This is a genomic window from Paenibacillus sp. strain BS8-2 (genome assembly GCF_054483835.1).
The window spans coordinates 2,937,921-2,956,393 of record NZ_CM137010.1; the positions used below are offsets into that span (position 1 = coordinate 2,937,921).

The following is an 18,473-nucleotide window of genomic DNA, read 5'->3' on the forward strand; positions in this document are numbered from 1 at the left end:
CCTTGGTTCATATCTTTTAATCTACACTAATAGTTGAAAGTTATGTAATGGGATAGGGGGACAAAGGTTTGACGAAAGTTGCGATTTTGTGGGAAGAAGGACCAACTAGCGGTTATATAGCAGTCAGACATGGGACGCTGGGCTCCTGTAAGGTTGGCTCGGGATCTGTTGCAGCATTAAATGGTGATTGGACGATTACAGAAAGCGACCCTTTACGGGTTGAGATAGAAGTGAATAGATTGCCAGGCAATAATAAGACGGTTGTTACGATTCATGCAGCAATAAATCCATTTAGCTTTTTTATATCGGATGTGTGCAAGGAATATCCGATTTATATACCGGCGTATGGTGTGGCAGTTACTGAGCATGATGACCCACGTTCGTATAGCGAATTGCAAAAGGATATAGCAGATCGTGGGCTTTTAACTAATTTAGCACAATTGGAGGCTGAGCACGAAGAATGCTTCGAGGCTGCTGCGGCACGCACGCGTAATCAACCTTGTCCTACTTGGCTGGGAACGGGACGTGATGCACGGATATTCGAAACACAGTCTAGGGGAAGAGGCAGCAATAATTTCTGGTCAGCTCCTGTGGTTGGCTCAGACCTGCAATGGGATTGGATTCAGCCTCGTATGCATGGTATTGAGCGTGGCTTGCCCGAGAATGAAGGAAAGGCAGTTCGCTATTATTATATGCTTGGCAGAGGGATCGGTTGTACGGATCCAGTAACGCGTTCATTAGAGGACGGGACACTCCCTATTCTTAATCAAATTGTTGTAGATGATGAGGTACAATATCATTCCCGATCATTTGTCTCCTATGAATCTATTCCTCTTCAGCAGGAAACGGTAATGGGCACTCACTACCTGATTGCTGATGGGTATGGTTTTGGGCATATGTTGACAGATGAGCAGACGAAGCTTCGGACCAAGCTGCTGGATGGGGATACGAGCTCTGAAGAAAACACGCTCTTCTACAGTCAGATTACAATTACAAATACAGGTAAGGTTCCTAGATATGCTTGGTATAAAAATGTGGTTCCTAATGTGGGGGAAATACCTTATTCATTCGATAGTCAGAATGGTTACGGGCAATTCACGGAGGATCGTGTGTTCGCGATTACTCTTATTAACGGTCAACCGCTGAATGCAGAAGAAGTGGCACTATTGCTAAAGCCTGGCGAAAAGCTGGAAATCCATTTGTTACTTCCGCATGAACCGATTAGCAAGCAGCGTGCAGAACGATTGCGTGGACAAAATATGAATCATCGGCTAGAGGAATGTCGGTCGTTCTGGAAAAGAAAAAGCGACAGCAGCGCACAAATCAAGCTGCCAGAAAAACGAATTGAGGAAATGATACAAGCAGGCTTATTGCATTTGGATATTTCATCATATGGGGAAGGGCCGGATGGAACGATTGTTCCAGCCATTGGCATTTATACTGCAATTGGTTCCGAAAGCTCTCCCATTATTCAATTTATGGATACAATGGGTCTTGGAGAAACAGCTGAAAGGGCACTATCGTTTTTTTTGGAAAAGCAGCATGACGACGGCTTCATTCAAAATTTTGGCGGTTATATGCTGGAAACAGGAGCTGCGCTATGGTGTATGGGAGAGCATTACCGTTATACACAGGATAAGGAATGGGTGAACGCGATTAAACCTAAACTCATGAAATCCTATTCCTATTTATTACGTTGGCGTGAGCGAAATATAAGTGATGAGCTTGATAAACCGGGCAATGGTATGATTGATGGAAAGACAGCTGATCCTGAAGATCCTTATCATTCATTTATGTTGAATGGGTATGCTTATCTTGGCTTAAGTAGGTTGTCAGAGATGCTTGCAGAGAGTGATCCGGAGCTTGCAGAGAAAATAAAAAAAACAGCAATTCTAATGAAGGACGATATTCGAAAATCTTTTTTGCAATCGGTAGCGTTGTCACCTGTTGTTCCCCTTGGCGATGGGAGCTGGGTTCCTACAGCTCCGCCTTGGGTGGAGGCGAAAGCGCCGCTTGCCTTGTATGAAACAGCAGAGAAATGTTTTACTCATGGAACGTTTGTAGCTCGAGACTCGATACTCGGCCCTCTTCACCTTCTATTTCATGAGGTTATTGATGTAAATGAAAGAGCTGCAGATTTCATGTTGAGTTATCATAATGAGCTCATGTACACCCAGAATGTCGGTTTTAGTCAACCTTATTATTGTATTCATCCCTGGGCTCATATTAAACGAGGCGAGGTGAAGGCCTTTCTAAAGGCCTATTATAACTCGTTTGCTGGCTTGGCGGATAGGGAGACATATACATTTTGGGAGCATTATTATCAGGTTAGTCCACATAAAACCCACGAGGAAGCTTGGTTCCTTATGCAAAGCCGCTGGATGCTTTATATGGAGGAAGGAGACCAGTTGCAATTGCTTCCAGCGATCCCGCGCAAATGGCTCGAACAAGATAAAGAGATTTCTTTAAACAATGTGAACAGCTATTTCGGCAAGTTTTCCCTTACTGTTAAATCTGACGTGAGAAATGGTGTTATTTCAGCCAAGTTTATTTGTGAAGCAGATAGAAAGCCTTCATCTATTAAGCTCCGTCTTCCACATCCAAGTGGTAAGAAGGGAGGCAGGGTGATCGGCGGGGAATATAAGGCTGAGGAAGAAGCAGTCATAGTAGATTTGCGAGATTGTACCGCTGAAATAATGTTATATTTTTAGTCGCGAGACTGTAGTATATTGATATATTACAAAAGCAAAATCGTCAGGGAAGCTCCTGGCGATTTTGCTGAAATTATAAGCATTAATAAGTTTCACACTTATTGGAGGCAGCAGAGATGAACGGAAAGATCGCAGATAGAATACGTTTGCACCCCATTTTTTATGGATTGAAAAATAGGGTTATTACTGTGTTATTGCTAAGCACATTATTACCGTTACTATTAAGCGGTGCTATTTCGTATGTCTCCATCACATCTATCCTTGACAATAAAATACATAGCAGCGTTCAAAGCAATTTGAGACAGGTGAAGATATCCTTTGAGAACACACTTGCAAACTTAAATCATGTATCTCAACAATTAGCCTTCAATGGCTCTATTGGAAATGATCTAGCCATGTACTTAGAAAACCGCGATTTGCTGGAAAAACTGCAGCTAGAGAAAGAAATACAAAAAAATGTGAATTTGATTCGATTTTCTAACCCTGACCTTGGTCATATGTTTTATTTTTTTTCGGATACACAAAATTATGTGCTCTCTGACATGCTAGTAGAAGAGAAGTTTGATTTCGAGAAGCATCCTAAACTTCTATCTACTGGAGAACTGACCTATTATGGTCCACACCCGACAACATTGAGTAAATATATTGACAGGATGGTGTTGTCTATTACGCGTAAGGTTGATGTTCCAGAATATGATAACTTGTATGTATATATTGAGACGAGCTATCAGCTCACACAGGATGTATTGGCTGCGGATAAATCCGCTATGAATATATCTCATTTGATTGTGGATGGACAGAATCGAATTACTTATAGTGAAAATCCAGATCATTTTGTAGTCGGTGCTGACTATAAGCCCTATCAAGCTGGTAACGGCATGAATGAAAGTGAAGGCCACTATTTATTTGAAGAAAATCATAATCAGGGCTGGAAGCTAGTTGCCGCTATCCCTAAAGCAGATTATAACAGTGAGAAAAACTTATGGTTTCGTCAATTTGGCTTTTTTATATGTTTAGCTATTGGTATTGCGCTGATGTTTGCATGGGTCATATGGAGAACGATCCGATTGCCGCTAGGACGTTTCAATAATGAAATAAAAAAAATGCAAAACAGCCATTTTCATTCCCCTTTAGAAATGACCAAGATTATAGAGTTTGATTTTGTTTTGCGTCAGTTTCAAGTGATGAGGAAAAGAATATGGGAGCTTCTGCAAGAGGTGAAAGAGAAGGAAAAACGGAAATCAGAGATGGAAATGGAGAAGCTGCTATTCCAAATTAATCCTCATTTCATTCATAATACATTGGATACGATACGTTGGTTAGCTCGATCAAAAGGTCTGTATGAAATAGATAAATTAATTTTTTCATTGAATCAAGTATTGTACTATAACATGGGCAAAAGCGGCGTTGCGACCGTGCAGGAAGAATTAAATGCTATGAATAATTATGTGGAGCTTCAGCGTATTCGGTATGATTTTGATTTCTCAGTTGTTATTTTGGCGGATAGTGAATTGCTTCAGAAACCGATCCCCAGATTTATTTTGCAGCCATTAGTTGAGAATAGCTTATACCATGGCCTCCAGGACGAAGGGGAAATTAGAGTGCAAATTCATTTGGAAGAGGACAACTATATGATCATTCAAGTGAAGGACAATGGGGCGGGTATGACAGAGGAAGATATTGAACAGCTTCTGCAAAATCAATCGCTAGAGCAACGCAAGGTAGGAATGGGAATTGGGTTGTATTATGTAAATCGAATTATTAACGTGCAATTTGGTGATCAGGCAAAATTTGATATTCATAGCAAGCTTGGAGAAGGAACCATTATGACATTATGCATACCGATAGAATTGAATGGATCTTCATAGGAGGGAAGCTAGTATGCTGAAAGTATTGGTGGTCGATGATGATAAATTGGCACGTAGAGGTATTATATCAGAAATGCCTTGGGAGTTATTCGGTATGACTGTTGTTGGAGAAGCTAACAATGGGGTAACCGCGCTGGAATTTATGGAAAAGCATAAAGTAGATCTTCTAGTCACCGATATTGCGATGCCCATTATGTCTGGTCTCGAGCTGATGCGTCGTGTTCAACAATTATATTCAAATATTTATTGTGTAGCGTTAACCTTTCATCAGGATTTTGAAATTATACAAGAGGCTCTTAGAATTGGTGCGATTGATTATATTGCAAAAGTACAAATTGAAGAAACCAGAATGGAAGAGGTGCTCGGCAGAATAAGTGGAAGAATTCAACGATCCCCGCAGCAGGTTCAATCCGCCCAGGCAATAGAGGAAATGGAAGATCATGATGAAGCAATTGTATTTATAGCTTTGGGTGACCATTCGGAGCTTTCTTTAATCAAACAGCTACCCTTCCTTCATACGGACGAGCTTAATGAAGTAAGTCTTGGTATTTGGTCTGCACCCATTAGGAATGTGACGATTGATTGTCGTGTATTAAAGGAAGAAGTGATTAGAACAAATGTAAATAAGCAATGGATGATACTTAGAATAAAAGGACTGTTGCGCGTCGAGATAGACAGTTATCGTAAAAGTTTACTTGTCTTTAAGGAGAAATCCATGTTTTATGAAATGAACATAACACAGGTCATCCACACCTATCAGGCAGAGCAACTGAAGAAGGAGTATCCGGGGTGGGGCGAGGCAGATAACCATTTTTACCGTACGGAATGGTCATCATTGCTATGGACAATTCAACCACATGTTTTTAACGAATTAGTTAGCAAGATTAAGGAGATGAGACCCAGTGTCGCTCAATTGGAAAGCGTTTTTTATGCAGCACAAATTAATTGGAGACGTATTGTACCGGAAGAAGCATCTCTACAGCTTGAAGTTCCGAAAGGTCAATTGAGTTGGCAGGCTTGGGAAGCATGGTTAAAGGAAGCTGGCAATCGACTTAGTGGTTTTGTTAAAAAAGAGGATTTTTCGAATGAAATTACTCAAAGTATTATGTTGGCGATCGACTATATAAATCATCATTTCGAAGAGGATATACTGCATTCTGATTTAGCCAGAAAGGTTAATATGAGTAAAGGCTATTTCAGTCTTTGCTTCAAAAATATAATAGGGAAAAATTTCAAGGATTATATTCGCGAGATCAGAATGGAAAACGCGCAATTGCTGCTAGAACAAACCTCTCATTCGATCTATCGTATTGCCGAGCAGTGCGGGTATCCTAATGAAAAGTACTTTAGCAGAGTGTTTCTGTCACAGGTTGGGATGCTGCCAAGTGAATATCGGCTTCAATATAACAAGCTTAGGCAATAGATCATAAAATAGGGATACTTTTACACGATGGATAGTCAGGAATAGATTAAAGATAGTGGTTTTTTAATCTATTCATGTGAACAAATCGTCTCTCTGGACGATTTTTTTTGTTCTACAATAAAGATGTAGCACAGTAAAAGTTGAGAAGAAGGGGATGTAACTATGAAGGCAGCACGTATCATGATTAGCTTAACAATGGTGATTTCACTATTGTTAACCGCTTGCGGAAAGGCTGAAAGCCAAGTTAATAATGGGGAACAGAGTAAAACACCGGAAGCAACATCAACGAGTTCGAACAATCAGGCAGAAACAGCGGAGGATCCATTCGGCAAGTACTCTGAGCCAGTGATTATTACGATTGGGAAAGAGGTTCCAGCAGGAGACAGTACATTACCAGCCGGGGATACGGTAGAGGACAATCAGTTTACACGTTATTTCGAGGAAAAGCTCAACATAAAGTTCAAAGCGGATTGGATAGCTGCTTCTGGAGATCCTTTTAAGCAAAAGCTGGCGCTCGCTATTTCCAGCAATGATTTGCCAGATATGATGGTGGTAGGCGAGAAAGAGTTTAGAGCTATGGTTAAGGCAGGCCAGCTTGAAGACTTGACAGAGGTGTATGAGAAATATGCTGCCCCTCATTTGAAAGAAATGTATGATTTAACGAAAGGCGAAGCACTTAAGGGGGCGACATCTAATGGGAAATTATTGGCACTTCCCAATTTGAATGTCGATGAAGATTTTATTCAGTTACTTTGGCTGAGACAGGATTGGATGGATAAGCTAAAACTTAGTCCGCCTAAAACTGTAGATGAGCTTGAAGTCATTATGAAAGCGTTTATTGAGGATGACCCGGATGGGAACGGGAAACCAGATACAATGGGTTTAGTTGGAGATGATTATAATTCTTTCCAACCTGTATATGGAGCTTACAATGCACATCCATTCATGTGGCATCAAGATGATGCAGGTAAGGTATACTACGGCACAACGGCGCCAGAAATGAAAGAAGCGGTTGCTAAACTGCGTGATTGGTATGAAAAAGGATTGCTCGATAAGGAGTATGCGGTTCGCAAAAATGTAATGGAACTGGTCAATGGGGGAAGCGCAGGTATGTTTCTGTTTGGCAGCTGGTCAGCGCCATGGGCAATCTACGACTCTATAAAAAATGACCCTGAGGCTGAATGGAAAGCTTACGCCTTGCCTCTTGATAGAAAAGGAGAATTTAATGCTAACCAAGGGGCTTTAAGTTCACAGTATTTTGTAGTCAAAAAAGGTTACTCCAATCCAGAAGCACTCGTTAAATATATGAATCTATATTCAAATATTGAAGCTGACGCAGAAGCTACAGCTCAATTGTATAACGGAGTGAATGCCATATACTTCCCGTTACGTGCTACATTTGCTGAACCCAATATTGTAACGAGACGATTGGCGGATATTAAGAAAGCTTTGGATGGTCAAATCAAGACAGAGGATTTAGATGCAGGACGACTAGATGTATACAATAAAATCATTGCAGAGAGAGGAAATCCAAGAGTTGAAGCAGGCAATTGGACGTTCGCCAATGCGTATATAGTAGGCGGAGGGGCGCTCGAAGTGCCGATGAATAAAGTATCAGGCGTTTTCTATTCCCAAACCAAATCAATGGAGTTGAAGTGGCCTGCTCTGCAAAAAATGGAACAAGAAATGATTACCAAAATTATTATGGGCAGAGAGCCATTGGAATACTTTGATAGATTTGTTGAAGAGTGGAAAAAATCCGGGGGCGAACAAATTATGAAAGAAATTGAAGAAATGTTAAATGATAAATAGAATGGAGGGGCGTTCGTATTGGATAGAATCTTTACGAACGCCCTTTTTTGGGGAAGAGTGGGTGAAATGATACATGAAAAACCGGGGATTTCAAATGCATTACCATATCATGCTGCTGCCTGGGATGATCTTGTTAGTCATTTTTAGTTTTATTCCAATGCTGGGTGCTGTGATCGCCTTTCAAGATTATAATCCTGGATTAGGATTTATACATTCAGAATGGATTGGACTAGACAACTTCCGTTATATGTTTGAACTGAGAGATAGCAGAACGATATTTACGAATACGGTTTCTATTGCGGTCATGAAGATGCTTGCCAATCTGATTGTGCCATTACTATTTGCTCTTATGCTCCATGAACTGCGGTTTGCCAAGCTAAAGAGATGGATTCAGACGATTGTTTACTTACCACACTTCCTGTCATGGGTTATTCTTTCCGGCATCATTATTCAACTGCTGTCCACAGATGGGCCGATTAATGGCTTCATTCAAGCATTGGGTGGAGAGTCTATTATGTTCTTAGGAGAAAATCGTTGGTTTCCATCCGTAATCGTTCTTAGTGATGTGTGGAAGGAGTTTGGTTTCGGTACCATTATTTATTTGGCAGCGCTTACAGGTATTAGTCCTGATTTGTATGAAGCTGCGGAGGTTGATGGAGCCAGCAGATTGCGCAAGCTTTATCATGTTACTTTGCCGGGTATTCGTACGACGGTCGTCCTACTCGCAACTTTAAGCCTAGGTAATATATTAAACGCAGGATTCGATCAAATTTTTAATATGTACAATCCTTTGGTCTATGATTCAGGAGATATAATAGATACTTATGTGTACAGGGTTGCTCTTCTCAATATTCAATATAGCCTTGGAACCGCGTTGGGGCTATTGAAATCGATTGTTTCTTTTGTATTAATTGTCATCTCGTATTGGCTGGCTTCCCGATTCGCCAACTACCGGATATTTTAATGGAGGAGAATTATGCAAAGTATGGGGATAAGTCAAAGACGGATGACACGGACGGATTATATACTGGCAGCTCTATTAATTGTAATCACCCTTATATGCATAGCACCAATATGGCATACGGTCGCAATTTCGTTTAGTGAGAAGTCGGCGGCTGAGGGTGGGAAAGTTTTATTTTGGCCCATAGAATTTACCTGGAATGCCTATATGAAAATATTAAATGATCAGCAGTTTTTTCGATCATTTGCCGTATCGATAGAACGGGTTCTGCTCGGCACTTCGATTCAACTTGTAATGATTATATTAATGGCGTTCCCGCTTTCCATGAATACTCGCGAGTTTAAAGGCCGTAATGTGTATATGTGGATGATCGTATTTTCAATGCTGTTTGGTGCAGGATTGATCCCTTCGTACCTTGTTATCAAGTCGTTAGGGCTAATGAATTCCATTTGGGCCTTGGTGCTGCCAAGTGCGGTACCCGCATTCAGTATTATATTAGTGATGAATTTCTTCAGAAATCTGCCCAAGCAACTGAAAGAAGCTGCTTATATAGATGGTGCGGGGCCTTGGTACTTAATGCTTCGTATTTATGTGCCGCTTGCATTGCCTGCGCTGGCTACCGTTACATTGTTTAGTATAGTAGCCCATTGGAATGACTTTTTTCAGGGATTAATCCTAATGAGCAGGCCTGAGAATTATCCGCTTCAAACCTATATTCAGCAGTTGGTTGTACAAGTTAATTTTCAGGAGATGGATTCCACTCAGTTGCAAGAAATAGCCAAGCTGTCCAATAAAACGTTGAACGCTGCGAAAATACTCGTTACGATGATTCCGGTTTTAGTGGTATATCCTTTTCTGCAGCGTTATTTCATTCATGGGATTACATTGGGAGCCGTGAAAGAGTAACCTGACGAACAAGTTAAATTAAAGGGAGTTGACACTTGTATGAATCGGAAATTGAGAATTGTGATGTCTTTATTGGTGGTTTACTGCATTCTCGTTACGATCATGTTTCCAAATAGTGCTGTCGTGCGAGGAGAAACAGCTAATGATGCTGAGACATCAGAGCTTTTTGATCACTGGGCTTATCCAGTCATGAATAAATGGTTGATGGAAGGGCTGCTGAATGGTAAGGGGAAAGATCAGTATTTGCCTGACAAGCCTATCACGAGAGCAGAATTTGTTACCTTTGTTAACCGAGTGTTCAAGTTCACGCAGAAATCAGAGCACCCTTTCAAGGATGTAGCAGCAAGCGATTGGTATGCAGATGATATTGCGAAGATTTATAGGGCAGGAATTATTCAAGGTGTAAGCAAAAGTAAATTTGAACCTAATAAGAATATTTCCCGTGAAGATGCCGCAGTCATTATCAGCAGAGCTTTTAAGCTTATGTCTAGTGGTCACAAGACAGACAGCTTCAAGGATGAGGAAAGCATATCTTCATATGCGCTTGAAGCTGTTAGAGCCATGTATGATAAAGGATATGCGAAGGGAAGAGGGAATGGGGAATTTTCCCCTAAAAGCAATATTTCAAGAGCAGAGGTTATTCAGCTTCTGGACAACGTAATGGGAACTTTGATTCAGAAAGAAGGCAGCTACTCAAGTGATGCTTCCGGTAATCTAGTCATCAACACTGAGGGAGTAATACTAGAGAACATCGTTATCTACGGCGATCTATTCATTACGCAGGGAGCGGGACAGGGGAATATCAAGCTTGACGGCGTCATCGTACATGGCAATACGTACGTTTGGGGCGGCGGTGAAATTTCCATTAGGAACTCCACTATTCAAGGAACGCTAATTGTAGACAAATGGGATTCCAATATTCGAGTCGTTACTTCGGGTTATTCACAAATCGCGGCGACGAAGTTGATTTCCGGGGGAACAATCGAAGAAGAAAGAAAGGAGACTACACCCACACCAGAAACACCAACACCGACGCCTACATCAGAAACACCGACATCAACACCGACATCAACACCGACACCGACACCAGATCCAGATGAACTTGTCATTGTAAAGGATGGTAGTCCAGTTGCTGCTGTTGTGATATCTGGAGATGCGGATATGCAAACAAAGTCTGCTGCAGATGAGTTGATCGAATATGTGAAGAAATCAACAGGCGCACAACTAAAGCTGCTTGTTGATAATTCCAAGTCCAATAAAATAGCAGCGGAGAATGGTACTATTCAAGTGACTTATTATGAAGAGCTTCCCTCTGCTCCGATTGTAATGGATTATCGTATTTCGATGATTATTAACGGGATGGCTGAAAGTGCAAGCATTCGTCCGAGCTCTGTTGAATGGGATACAGAATCAAAAACTGCGACTTTATATCTGCCTCCCCTTGCCGTGGCAGGTGTTCAGCAAAGCGTAGTATATAAGATCACCTATAAAAACACTACGCCGTTGTATAGTGAAACAATGACGATCGAGGCGGATCCGAGTGCACCGTTAAACTTGAATCCATCGTTTGAAACACAGTACGGAGTAACGGAAGCCCTGCCGTGGAGATTTTGGGTTGATGGCTCTGGAAAGAGCATCAAAATGCGCAGCAATGAACAGGCTAGAAGCGGAAGCTATAGCTTTAAAGCAAGCGGGGTGCCAGCGGCGTGGCCTAATCAAGAAGTTAGTTTAACACATTATGGAGATTATGAGTATACAGCCTATTTTCTCACTCCAGAATCGTTAACAACGAACGGTACCATTAGAGTGTTCATTGAGTTAGTCGATGCGGATGGCCAACTTATTGATACAAAATGGGGTGATGTAGTAAATGCGAAAACGAGTCAGGGTGTATGGACAGAGTTGAAATGGGAGGGTGAGATTTCTCAACAAGTTAATGGCAAGCAAGTAAGCATAGCAAGGCTTGGTTTAACATTGGAGAATTTCGTAGGCAAAGAGCATGTGTTTATTGATGATGCCCAGTTAATTATGAAAAATCAACCAATTGATACTACCAATTCTGGTAATTTACTCTTGGAGTCTGATGATCAGACGCTGAAGGAGAGAGATCAATCGACAGCGTCGGTTGAATCTGAACTTGAAGCTGCTCAAACGCTGATTTATGTTGGAAAGTTTGGCTTGAGTGTTCAAGAGCAATTAACGCTGCTACAGGATTTGGATAGCGATGGTTTTGTCATTCACCAAAATGGAAAGAAGATTACAATTGCAGGTCCTACTTCATGGGGGACAGAGTTCGGTGTTTCAGAATTTTTGGAACGATATGTCGGTGTTCTCTGGCTAATGCCAGGAGAGGACTGGGAGGATGTTCCAGAGTCGAATCAGCTTTCAGTCCCAATCGGGGATGAAGTCAGTGAAGAACCTGCCTTTTTCTCCCGTACATTCGAAGTGTCGCCGTGGTCTACAGAGGAGCAGTGGAAGCGGAACAATAAAATACACTGGCATATTGATTTTGGACACAACTTATACAATTTATTTCCCCCAGCTGTGTACAAGGATACAAATCCAGAATTTTATGCAGCAGGGGCAGACTTGAGCAAGGATCATACATGGCAGCCTTGTTTTACTGCTGAGGGGATTGTAGAGGAAGCGATTGCGAATATTAATACTTACTTTGACCAACATCCGCAGGCTGAATCATACTCGATCGGAATTAATGATACAACCAGCTTCTGTGAAGCGAATCCTGCTCACCCAGATTATCCTAACAAACTGAATTCAATCGGTATGGTAGATACATCTAATATTTTCTTCGAGTGGGTTAATCAAGTTGCTGCTGGTGTATTTGCAAAGCATCCTGACAAATATTTAGGAACTTATGCGTACTATAATGTATACGATCCACCTACAGACATGCAGATTGATCCTCGTGTCGTTGTTTATATTACGGACGACAGGCTTTCTTGGAAAGACCCAGACTTGAAAGCAGAAGGGCATGCGGTAACAGAGGGATGGGCACAGACAGGCGCGACGGTTGCGTTCTATGAATATTTATACGGAATGCCTTATATGGTGCCGAGAGTGTATACGAATTTGATGCAAGAAAGCTATATTTATGCGGCTGAACAGGGAGTGGGCGCCTTTTATGGAGAGCTGAATCCGAACGTTGGGGAGGGGCCTAAGGGTTGGCTGTCTATGAAATTGCAATGGGACCCTTACCAAGACAAGGATGCACTGTTGGAAGAGTGGTATGAGCGCGCTGTAGGGGAAGATGCAGCAGCGGATTTGCAGGCTTATTTTGAAATTTGGGAGCAGTTTTGGGAAGGGCAACTCGAGGACTTAGGCTGGTATAAGGGTTGGAAAAACAACTTTCCAAGAACGAACTTTATGCCGCTGTTTTCAGCTAGTTATTTGAGTGATGTTTCCGCTGCGGATATGAATGCAAGCCGAGTATTATTGGAATCAGTTGTAGCAAAGGCAGTGACACCGAAGCAAAAGAAACGGGCAGAGGATATGTTGACCATGTTCCGCTATTATGAACTATCCTATCATTCTTATCCGAATTTGACGGAAGTATTTGAGGAGCCTACAACAGAAGAAGAAGCCATGGCATTATTACAAATTGCGATTGATCGATTAGAGTTTGATAGCGAACGCCTGGCTCATATTAAGCGATATGAGAATGACGAGTATTTGCGTGTTCCGTTTTCTATTAATTGGGAGATCGTCTCTAACAACCATAACTGGCTCCTTGTTAACTGGATCTCTAATCAACCAAATGGGTCGACTGCTCAATATATAGACTCTATGGCAAATACAGCCGAGCAAGAGAATGTACGTCATTTTCTCGGGAAATTAATTGCTGCTACTGGTAGTTTCGACATTCGAAACCCCGGCTTTGAAGAAGGATTTGAACATTGGCATGATTGGCCAGATACAATAGCTGAGTTGACAGATGATGCGCATACGGGGACGAAGGCGCTTCGTGTAAAGGTGAGCAGTCGTGAGCAAACGATCTATCTTGAGGGCGGAAAGACGTATACACTTTCCTTCCATGGTAAGCTTGACGGGAATATGAGCGTGAAAAACCTAGTCGGGATTAACTTTTGGAATGTCCCTAACGTGGGATTAGCTGGAGACTGGGCAACCATTAATACGGATACCTATGAACAATACTCGGTTACGTTTACGGTACCGCATTATTTTTCACATGCAACCATTGTTGTTTATCGTGAACCCGGGGAAGGTGCGATTTATGTGGATGACTTCTCTTTAATTGAAGGAGAATTGTCAGGGGTTCCAACGGTTGCGAGCGTAATGGCCATGAATGGCCAGTTAGAAGTGAAATTGGATGGCATAGTTCCCAATCCTCCAGTCGTTAGTGATTTTGCGATCATTCCAGTGGTGAATGGGCAAGATGCTATGTCCGAGGCGCCTGCCGCAGTCGCGTGGGATGCCGCTTCACGAACGGCTACATTAACCGTAACGTCACTAGCGGAAACGTCCGGCGACCAGCAGTTAGCTTACAAGGTGAAGTATCTTGGCGGCTCTGAAGTTTTAAGTAATGTCGTAACCATTGGTGGTGTAAGCGGGGCGCCAGTCAATCGGAATGCTTCATTCGAGATTGGTTATGACGGTCCGTACAGCGCGTTGCCGTGGGAGTTTTATGTAGCAGCCGGAAAAATTAGCAGGGTAGCTGAAGAAGCAAAAAGCGGTAGTTATAGCTTGAAAGTCATTGCCCATCCAGAAACGTATGCGGTCCAAAGTATTACCTTGCCGGAGAAAGGGGATTACAAGGTAACTTTCGATTTCAAAACTTCGGCAGTGTTAAGTGGCAGTGAGACTATATCACTGCATGCCTATTATACTGATGAAGCAAATGAAAGATTTGATGTTGTTTTTGGGCCAAGTGTTTTCGCGACAGAGAGTAATGGAGAATGGACCACGCTTACTTGGGATATCTCAGTGCCTGAGACTAGTAATGGGAAAGAAGTAAAAGGATTGTATATTGGCATTGGCTTTAGCAATTTCAATGGGGAAGTACTGTATGTAGACGATTTCGAGTTAAAGAAGCGCTAAACAGTAGGAACCATTCGATGCTGCCCGGCAAGAGCGAATATATTCTTGCCGGTTTTTCTAAAAGCTAAGTATTCGGCTTGACCAATCGATTTGTTGAAGAAGGAGGAGTATAGGTGAGCAAGAAGATTAGGCTTGTGGTTGTAGGCGGGCAAAGAGGATCAGCATTCACCAATGCGCTTAGCAGCCTTATGGATAAGGCGGAATTAACGGCGTGTGTGATTTGAATTCGGACGTGTTGAAGGGGTGGGAAGAGAGGTTTCCGGGCATCATCACATTCACAAGCTACGAGCAATTGCTCGAGAGCTCCTAGGTTGATGCAGTATTCTTGGCAACGCCGATGTTGATTCACGCAGGTCAGGCAATCTTAGCGCTTAAAGCAGGGAAACACGTATTAAGCGAAGTGATCGGATCACAAACCGTGGAAGAAAGCTGGAAGATGATTGAAGCGGTCAAGGAAACCGGACTTATTTATATGATGGCAGAAAATTATTGTTATACACGTGAAAATATGATGATCCAGCATATGGCCAGTGGTGGGGCATTTGGGGAAATTACTTATGCGGAGTGCGGCTACATCCACGATGTCAGAGATTTGCTGCATTACAGTGACGGCAGCTTAACTTGGCGAGGCGAAATGATTTGCGATTTTAACGCAAACACGTATCCGACCCATTCGCTCGGACCTATCGCCAAATGGCTCGGGATCAACAAGGAGGGCGGTGACGCGTTCGATGAGTTGATTACTGTTAACTCGAATAGCCCTCGACAGCCAGAATGGATCGAGCAGCTGCGCGCCGAGTTGCCGGGTCTCAAGAGTATCGTGCAGAACGTGAACGAACATAACACTAATGTCATCTTTGGGGACGAGACACGTACATTATGGGGAAGCGATGTGATCTATGATGAGCTGGACGGCATCAGGTTCGCGATCTCGGCGCGGTCGTTCTATCAGGTCAACCCTGCCCAGACGGTTGCCTTGTACAGCAAGGCTGTGGAATATGCGGCATTGTCTGGTGACGAGAACGTTATTGACGCCTACTGTGGCATCGGCACGATCAGCTTGTTTCTGGCGCGCAAGGCCGGGCATGTGTACGGGGTAGAGATCGTACCTGAGGCGATTGAGGATGCGAAGCGCAATGCTGCGCTTAATGGTGTGGATAACGCGACCTTCGAGGCGGGACCAGCCGAAGTGGTCATTCCGCGTTGGCGCAAAGAAGGCGCAAAGGCCGACGTCATCGTCGTGGATCCGCCTCGCAAGGGCTGCGACTCTGCACTGCTGGACACGATCCTGAAGATGCGCCCAGAGCGCGTCGTCTACGTCAGCTGCAATCCGTCCACGCTGGCCCGCGATCTGCGCGTGCTGGAGGACGGCGGCTACCGCACGGTGGAGGTAACGCCGGTGGATATGTTTCCTTGGACTGCACGTGGAGTCGGTCGCTTTGTTGGTGAAGTATGATACAGAGTAGTATCAACCATCGAATTAATCGTTTATTCGTGGGAGGGGAATATGAGCAAAATAAAAATTCAGCTCGTTCCAGAAAATTTTGAAGAAGTGCTTGAGCGTATTACGGATTCGGGACAAGCTGTGCTCACTTCCCCTGTATAAAGTGAAATGGAACTAGAGGAGCTCAGTAAATCCATCCAGGATTTCATTCTCAAGGACAAAGAATTTAAGCATACATAAGTTAAAAGTGTCATAAAGCTATTCAAGAAGAGTTCAGTATAAATTGAACCGAAATGAAACGAAGACGCCAGGAAACTCCTAGGCGTCTTCGTTATTGTCATTGTGCGGCTTAGATCTTGATAAACTCGAAAAAGAAGGCAGCCGTGGAGATAAAAAAAACGGAGGCTTGTCCTCCGGAAAGATCGAAATTCATCACCGAATCTAAAGAAGAAAATTTACAATATGGTTGGGTTTGATGTCCTCCAGTTGCATGTGTTGGAAAGCAGGTAGGATACGACGCATACATACTCGGAGTTGAATTTCCACGCTAATGTGGGAATTTGTAATTATTGAATTGGCATCTTCTGTGTTATAATTAGTTATCAATTTTGACAATGGAGGGATAACCATGATCCCCACAAAAAGGGATCAACAAGCTGCGAATGCGATAAAATCCATCCTTCAAAATCTCAACATAAATAACCCTCGTGTATTGATTGACCTTGACAAGCAAACTGTGGAAGCTCAAGAAGACGACTATTCCGTTGATGACCTTTTGGAAGCGGCCGGTACTCTAACGCCTGAACGAGGAAAAGAACTTCTAGAAGAAGTGGTCAAATCGCGTGAGGAATGGAACTCATATGATTCAAATTAAGCTTAACCGTCTCTTCTAATATAAGTTAGAGAGCCGGTTTTTTTCATATCAATCTAGCTAGTCCCCTATGATAGAATAAAGACAAGTCCAAAACCCCTATAATTTCAGGAGATAGTATGAGTAACGACCTGGAACAACAATTATTTAGGGCTTTGAAAGAAATAGAAGCTCTTAAGAAAATCAGGATATTCGCCGGTTTGCCAGAAAGAATGGACGAATGTTTGCAAAAAGCCTCAAATAAAATGCTCGGAATGCGCCTATCAAGCATTTGAGCCTTTGTCAGATGAAATTTTTTATCGGCATCTCGATGCTTCAATAAATCGTACAATTGGTGTCTACCCTATGCTTAAAGATGAGACTTGTTGGTTTCTTGCTATGGATTTCGATAAGCAAAATTGGCAGCAAGATGTTGCAGCTATAGTGGTAACCTGCAAGGAATGGCACATTCCGGCTTCGCTTGAGCGATCTCGTTCGGGTAATGGAGGACATATCTGGTTCTTTTTTCAGCAACCGATAGATGCTATTATCGCAAGGAAATTTGGATACGTCATATTAACGAAGACGATGGAACGCCGGTATCAGATTTCTTTAGATTCTTATGATCGATTGTTTCCGAACCAAGATACTCTACCAAAAGGCGGTTTTGGTAACTTAATTGCACTTCCTCTGCAGGGAGTTTCTCGTCGGGATGGAAATAGCGTATTTGTGGACGAGACGTTTCAGCCTTATGAGGACCAGTGGAGTTATCTAACGGGAATAGAGAAGCTTTCGATAGATCGAGTTCAACATTTAATCTATGAAATGACAAAAGAAGGTTCTTTGCTCAGTGCCGGTGCTTGGAACGAAACTGCCGAGCAGGATCCACCCTGGAAAAAAACAGGAAACAGCGAACAAACTGCTGTACTTTCGGTTGACTTGCCCTCACAAGTAAATGTCGTTTATTCCAATATGGTTTATATTGAAAAAAAGGATTTGTCGTCACCGTTCATTAAGCGGCTATAAAATCTTGCGACATTTCAGAATCCGGATTTCTATAAGACTCAAGCAATGAGGCTTCCAACGTATGGAAAACGGAGGGTTATCGGTTGCTATGAGGATTATGCAAAGTATATAGCCTACTCTGTTCTGTTCCATTGAGTAAACAACAGTGAGCCTCCCCTCCCAACGTTTGTATTCACTAATCGCATAAGTGTCTTCATCAATTTGTTCAACTGTAAACCATTCATTCATTTTATTTTCCTCCTGATCCAGTTGTCCACATGCCCTCAAGTTCGATAACCTCGATTCAGCTAGTTGCTCCCACAACCCTAAAATATCCTAGTGGATATTTTCTTTAGGTATGTGCCAATTAACGATTGAATGGATTTCCTATTGTTTGACAGTCCGATCAAGCTGCGA

At 42.6% G+C, this 18,473-nt stretch carries 10 protein-coding genes and 2 pseudogenes; 11 read left to right on the plus strand and 1 reads right to left on the minus strand.

Translation table 11 applies throughout. The features are described from left to right. Nucleotides 1-68: 68 nt before the first annotated feature. From ACX1C1_RS12730 to rlmD, 8 genes and pseudogenes are all read left to right on the plus strand, one after another. Nucleotides 69-2,711: a glucosidase family protein gene (locus tag ACX1C1_RS12730; protein ID WP_458957439.1), complete on the plus strand. Its 2,643-nt coding sequence runs from the start codon at nt 69-71 to the stop codon at nt 2,709-2,711. Between the two features lie 116 nt (nt 2,712-2,827). Further along, entirely contained in the window at nt 2,828-4,579 is a 1,752-nt protein-coding gene (locus tag ACX1C1_RS12735; protein WP_458957440.1) for a sensor histidine kinase, read from the plus strand. Nucleotides 4,580-4,592: 13 nt separating this feature from the next. After that, nucleotides 4,593-6,002 (plus strand): response regulator, encoded by a 1,410-nt coding sequence (locus tag ACX1C1_RS12740; RefSeq protein ID WP_458957441.1) that lies wholly within the window; start codon nt 4,593-4,595, stop codon nt 6,000-6,002. Between the two features lie 162 nt (nt 6,003-6,164). Beyond that, nucleotides 6,165-7,814, plus strand: coding sequence for an extracellular solute-binding protein (locus ACX1C1_RS12745; RefSeq protein ID WP_458957442.1), 1,650 nt, complete (start codon nt 6,165-6,167; stop codon nt 7,812-7,814). 73 nt (nt 7,815-7,887) lie between these two features. Continuing rightward, nucleotides 7,888-8,778 carry an ABC transporter permease gene (locus ACX1C1_RS12750; protein WP_458957443.1) on the plus strand — a complete coding sequence of 297 codons (891 nt, stop codon included), beginning with the start codon at nt 7,888-7,890 and terminating at the stop codon, nt 8,776-8,778. 12 nt (nt 8,779-8,790) lie between these two features. After that, a complete protein-coding gene (locus ACX1C1_RS12755; RefSeq protein ID WP_458957444.1) occupies nt 8,791-9,681 on the plus strand; it encodes a carbohydrate ABC transporter permease in 891 nt (296 codons plus the stop codon). 39 nt (nt 9,682-9,720) lie between these two features. After that, the gene (locus ACX1C1_RS12760; protein WP_458957445.1) at nt 9,721-14,757 is read left to right on the plus strand and encodes a DUF4838 domain-containing protein; all 5,037 of its coding nucleotides are present in this window, start codon (nt 9,721-9,723) and stop codon (nt 14,755-14,757) included. Nucleotides 14,758-15,280: 523 nt separating this feature from the next. Further along, nucleotides 15,281-16,223: pseudogene (gene rlmD / locus ACX1C1_RS12765) on the plus strand (23S rRNA (uracil(1939)-C(5))-methyltransferase RlmD). Nucleotides 16,224-16,642: 419 nt separating this feature from the next. Here rlmD and ACX1C1_RS12770 read toward each other — a convergent pair. Beyond that, entirely contained in the window at nt 16,643-16,831 is a 189-nt protein-coding gene (locus ACX1C1_RS12770; protein WP_458957446.1) for a tyrosine-type recombinase/integrase, read from the minus strand. On the opposite strand from ACX1C1_RS12770, the gene ACX1C1_RS12775 reads away from it, so the two are divergent. The 3 genes and pseudogenes from ACX1C1_RS12775 to ACX1C1_RS12785 form a co-directional block, all read left to right on the plus strand. Then, a complete protein-coding gene (locus ACX1C1_RS12775) occupies nt 16,830-17,075 on the plus strand; it encodes a hypothetical protein (protein ID WP_458957447.1) in 246 nt (81 codons plus the stop codon). The two genes, ACX1C1_RS12770 and ACX1C1_RS12775, sit on opposite strands and share 2 nt — an antisense overlap. Nucleotides 17,076-17,191: 116 nt before the next feature. Continuing rightward, a complete protein-coding gene (locus tag ACX1C1_RS12780) occupies nt 17,192-17,347 on the plus strand; it encodes a hypothetical protein (RefSeq protein ID WP_458957448.1) in 156 nt (51 codons plus the stop codon). After that, nucleotides 17,310-18,077, plus strand: a pseudogene (locus ACX1C1_RS12785) (TOTE conflict system archaeo-eukaryotic primase domain-containing protein); the annotation flags it as partial. The gene ACX1C1_RS12780 and the pseudogene ACX1C1_RS12785, both read left to right, overlap by 38 nt. Nucleotides 18,078-18,473: the final 396 nt, after the last annotated feature.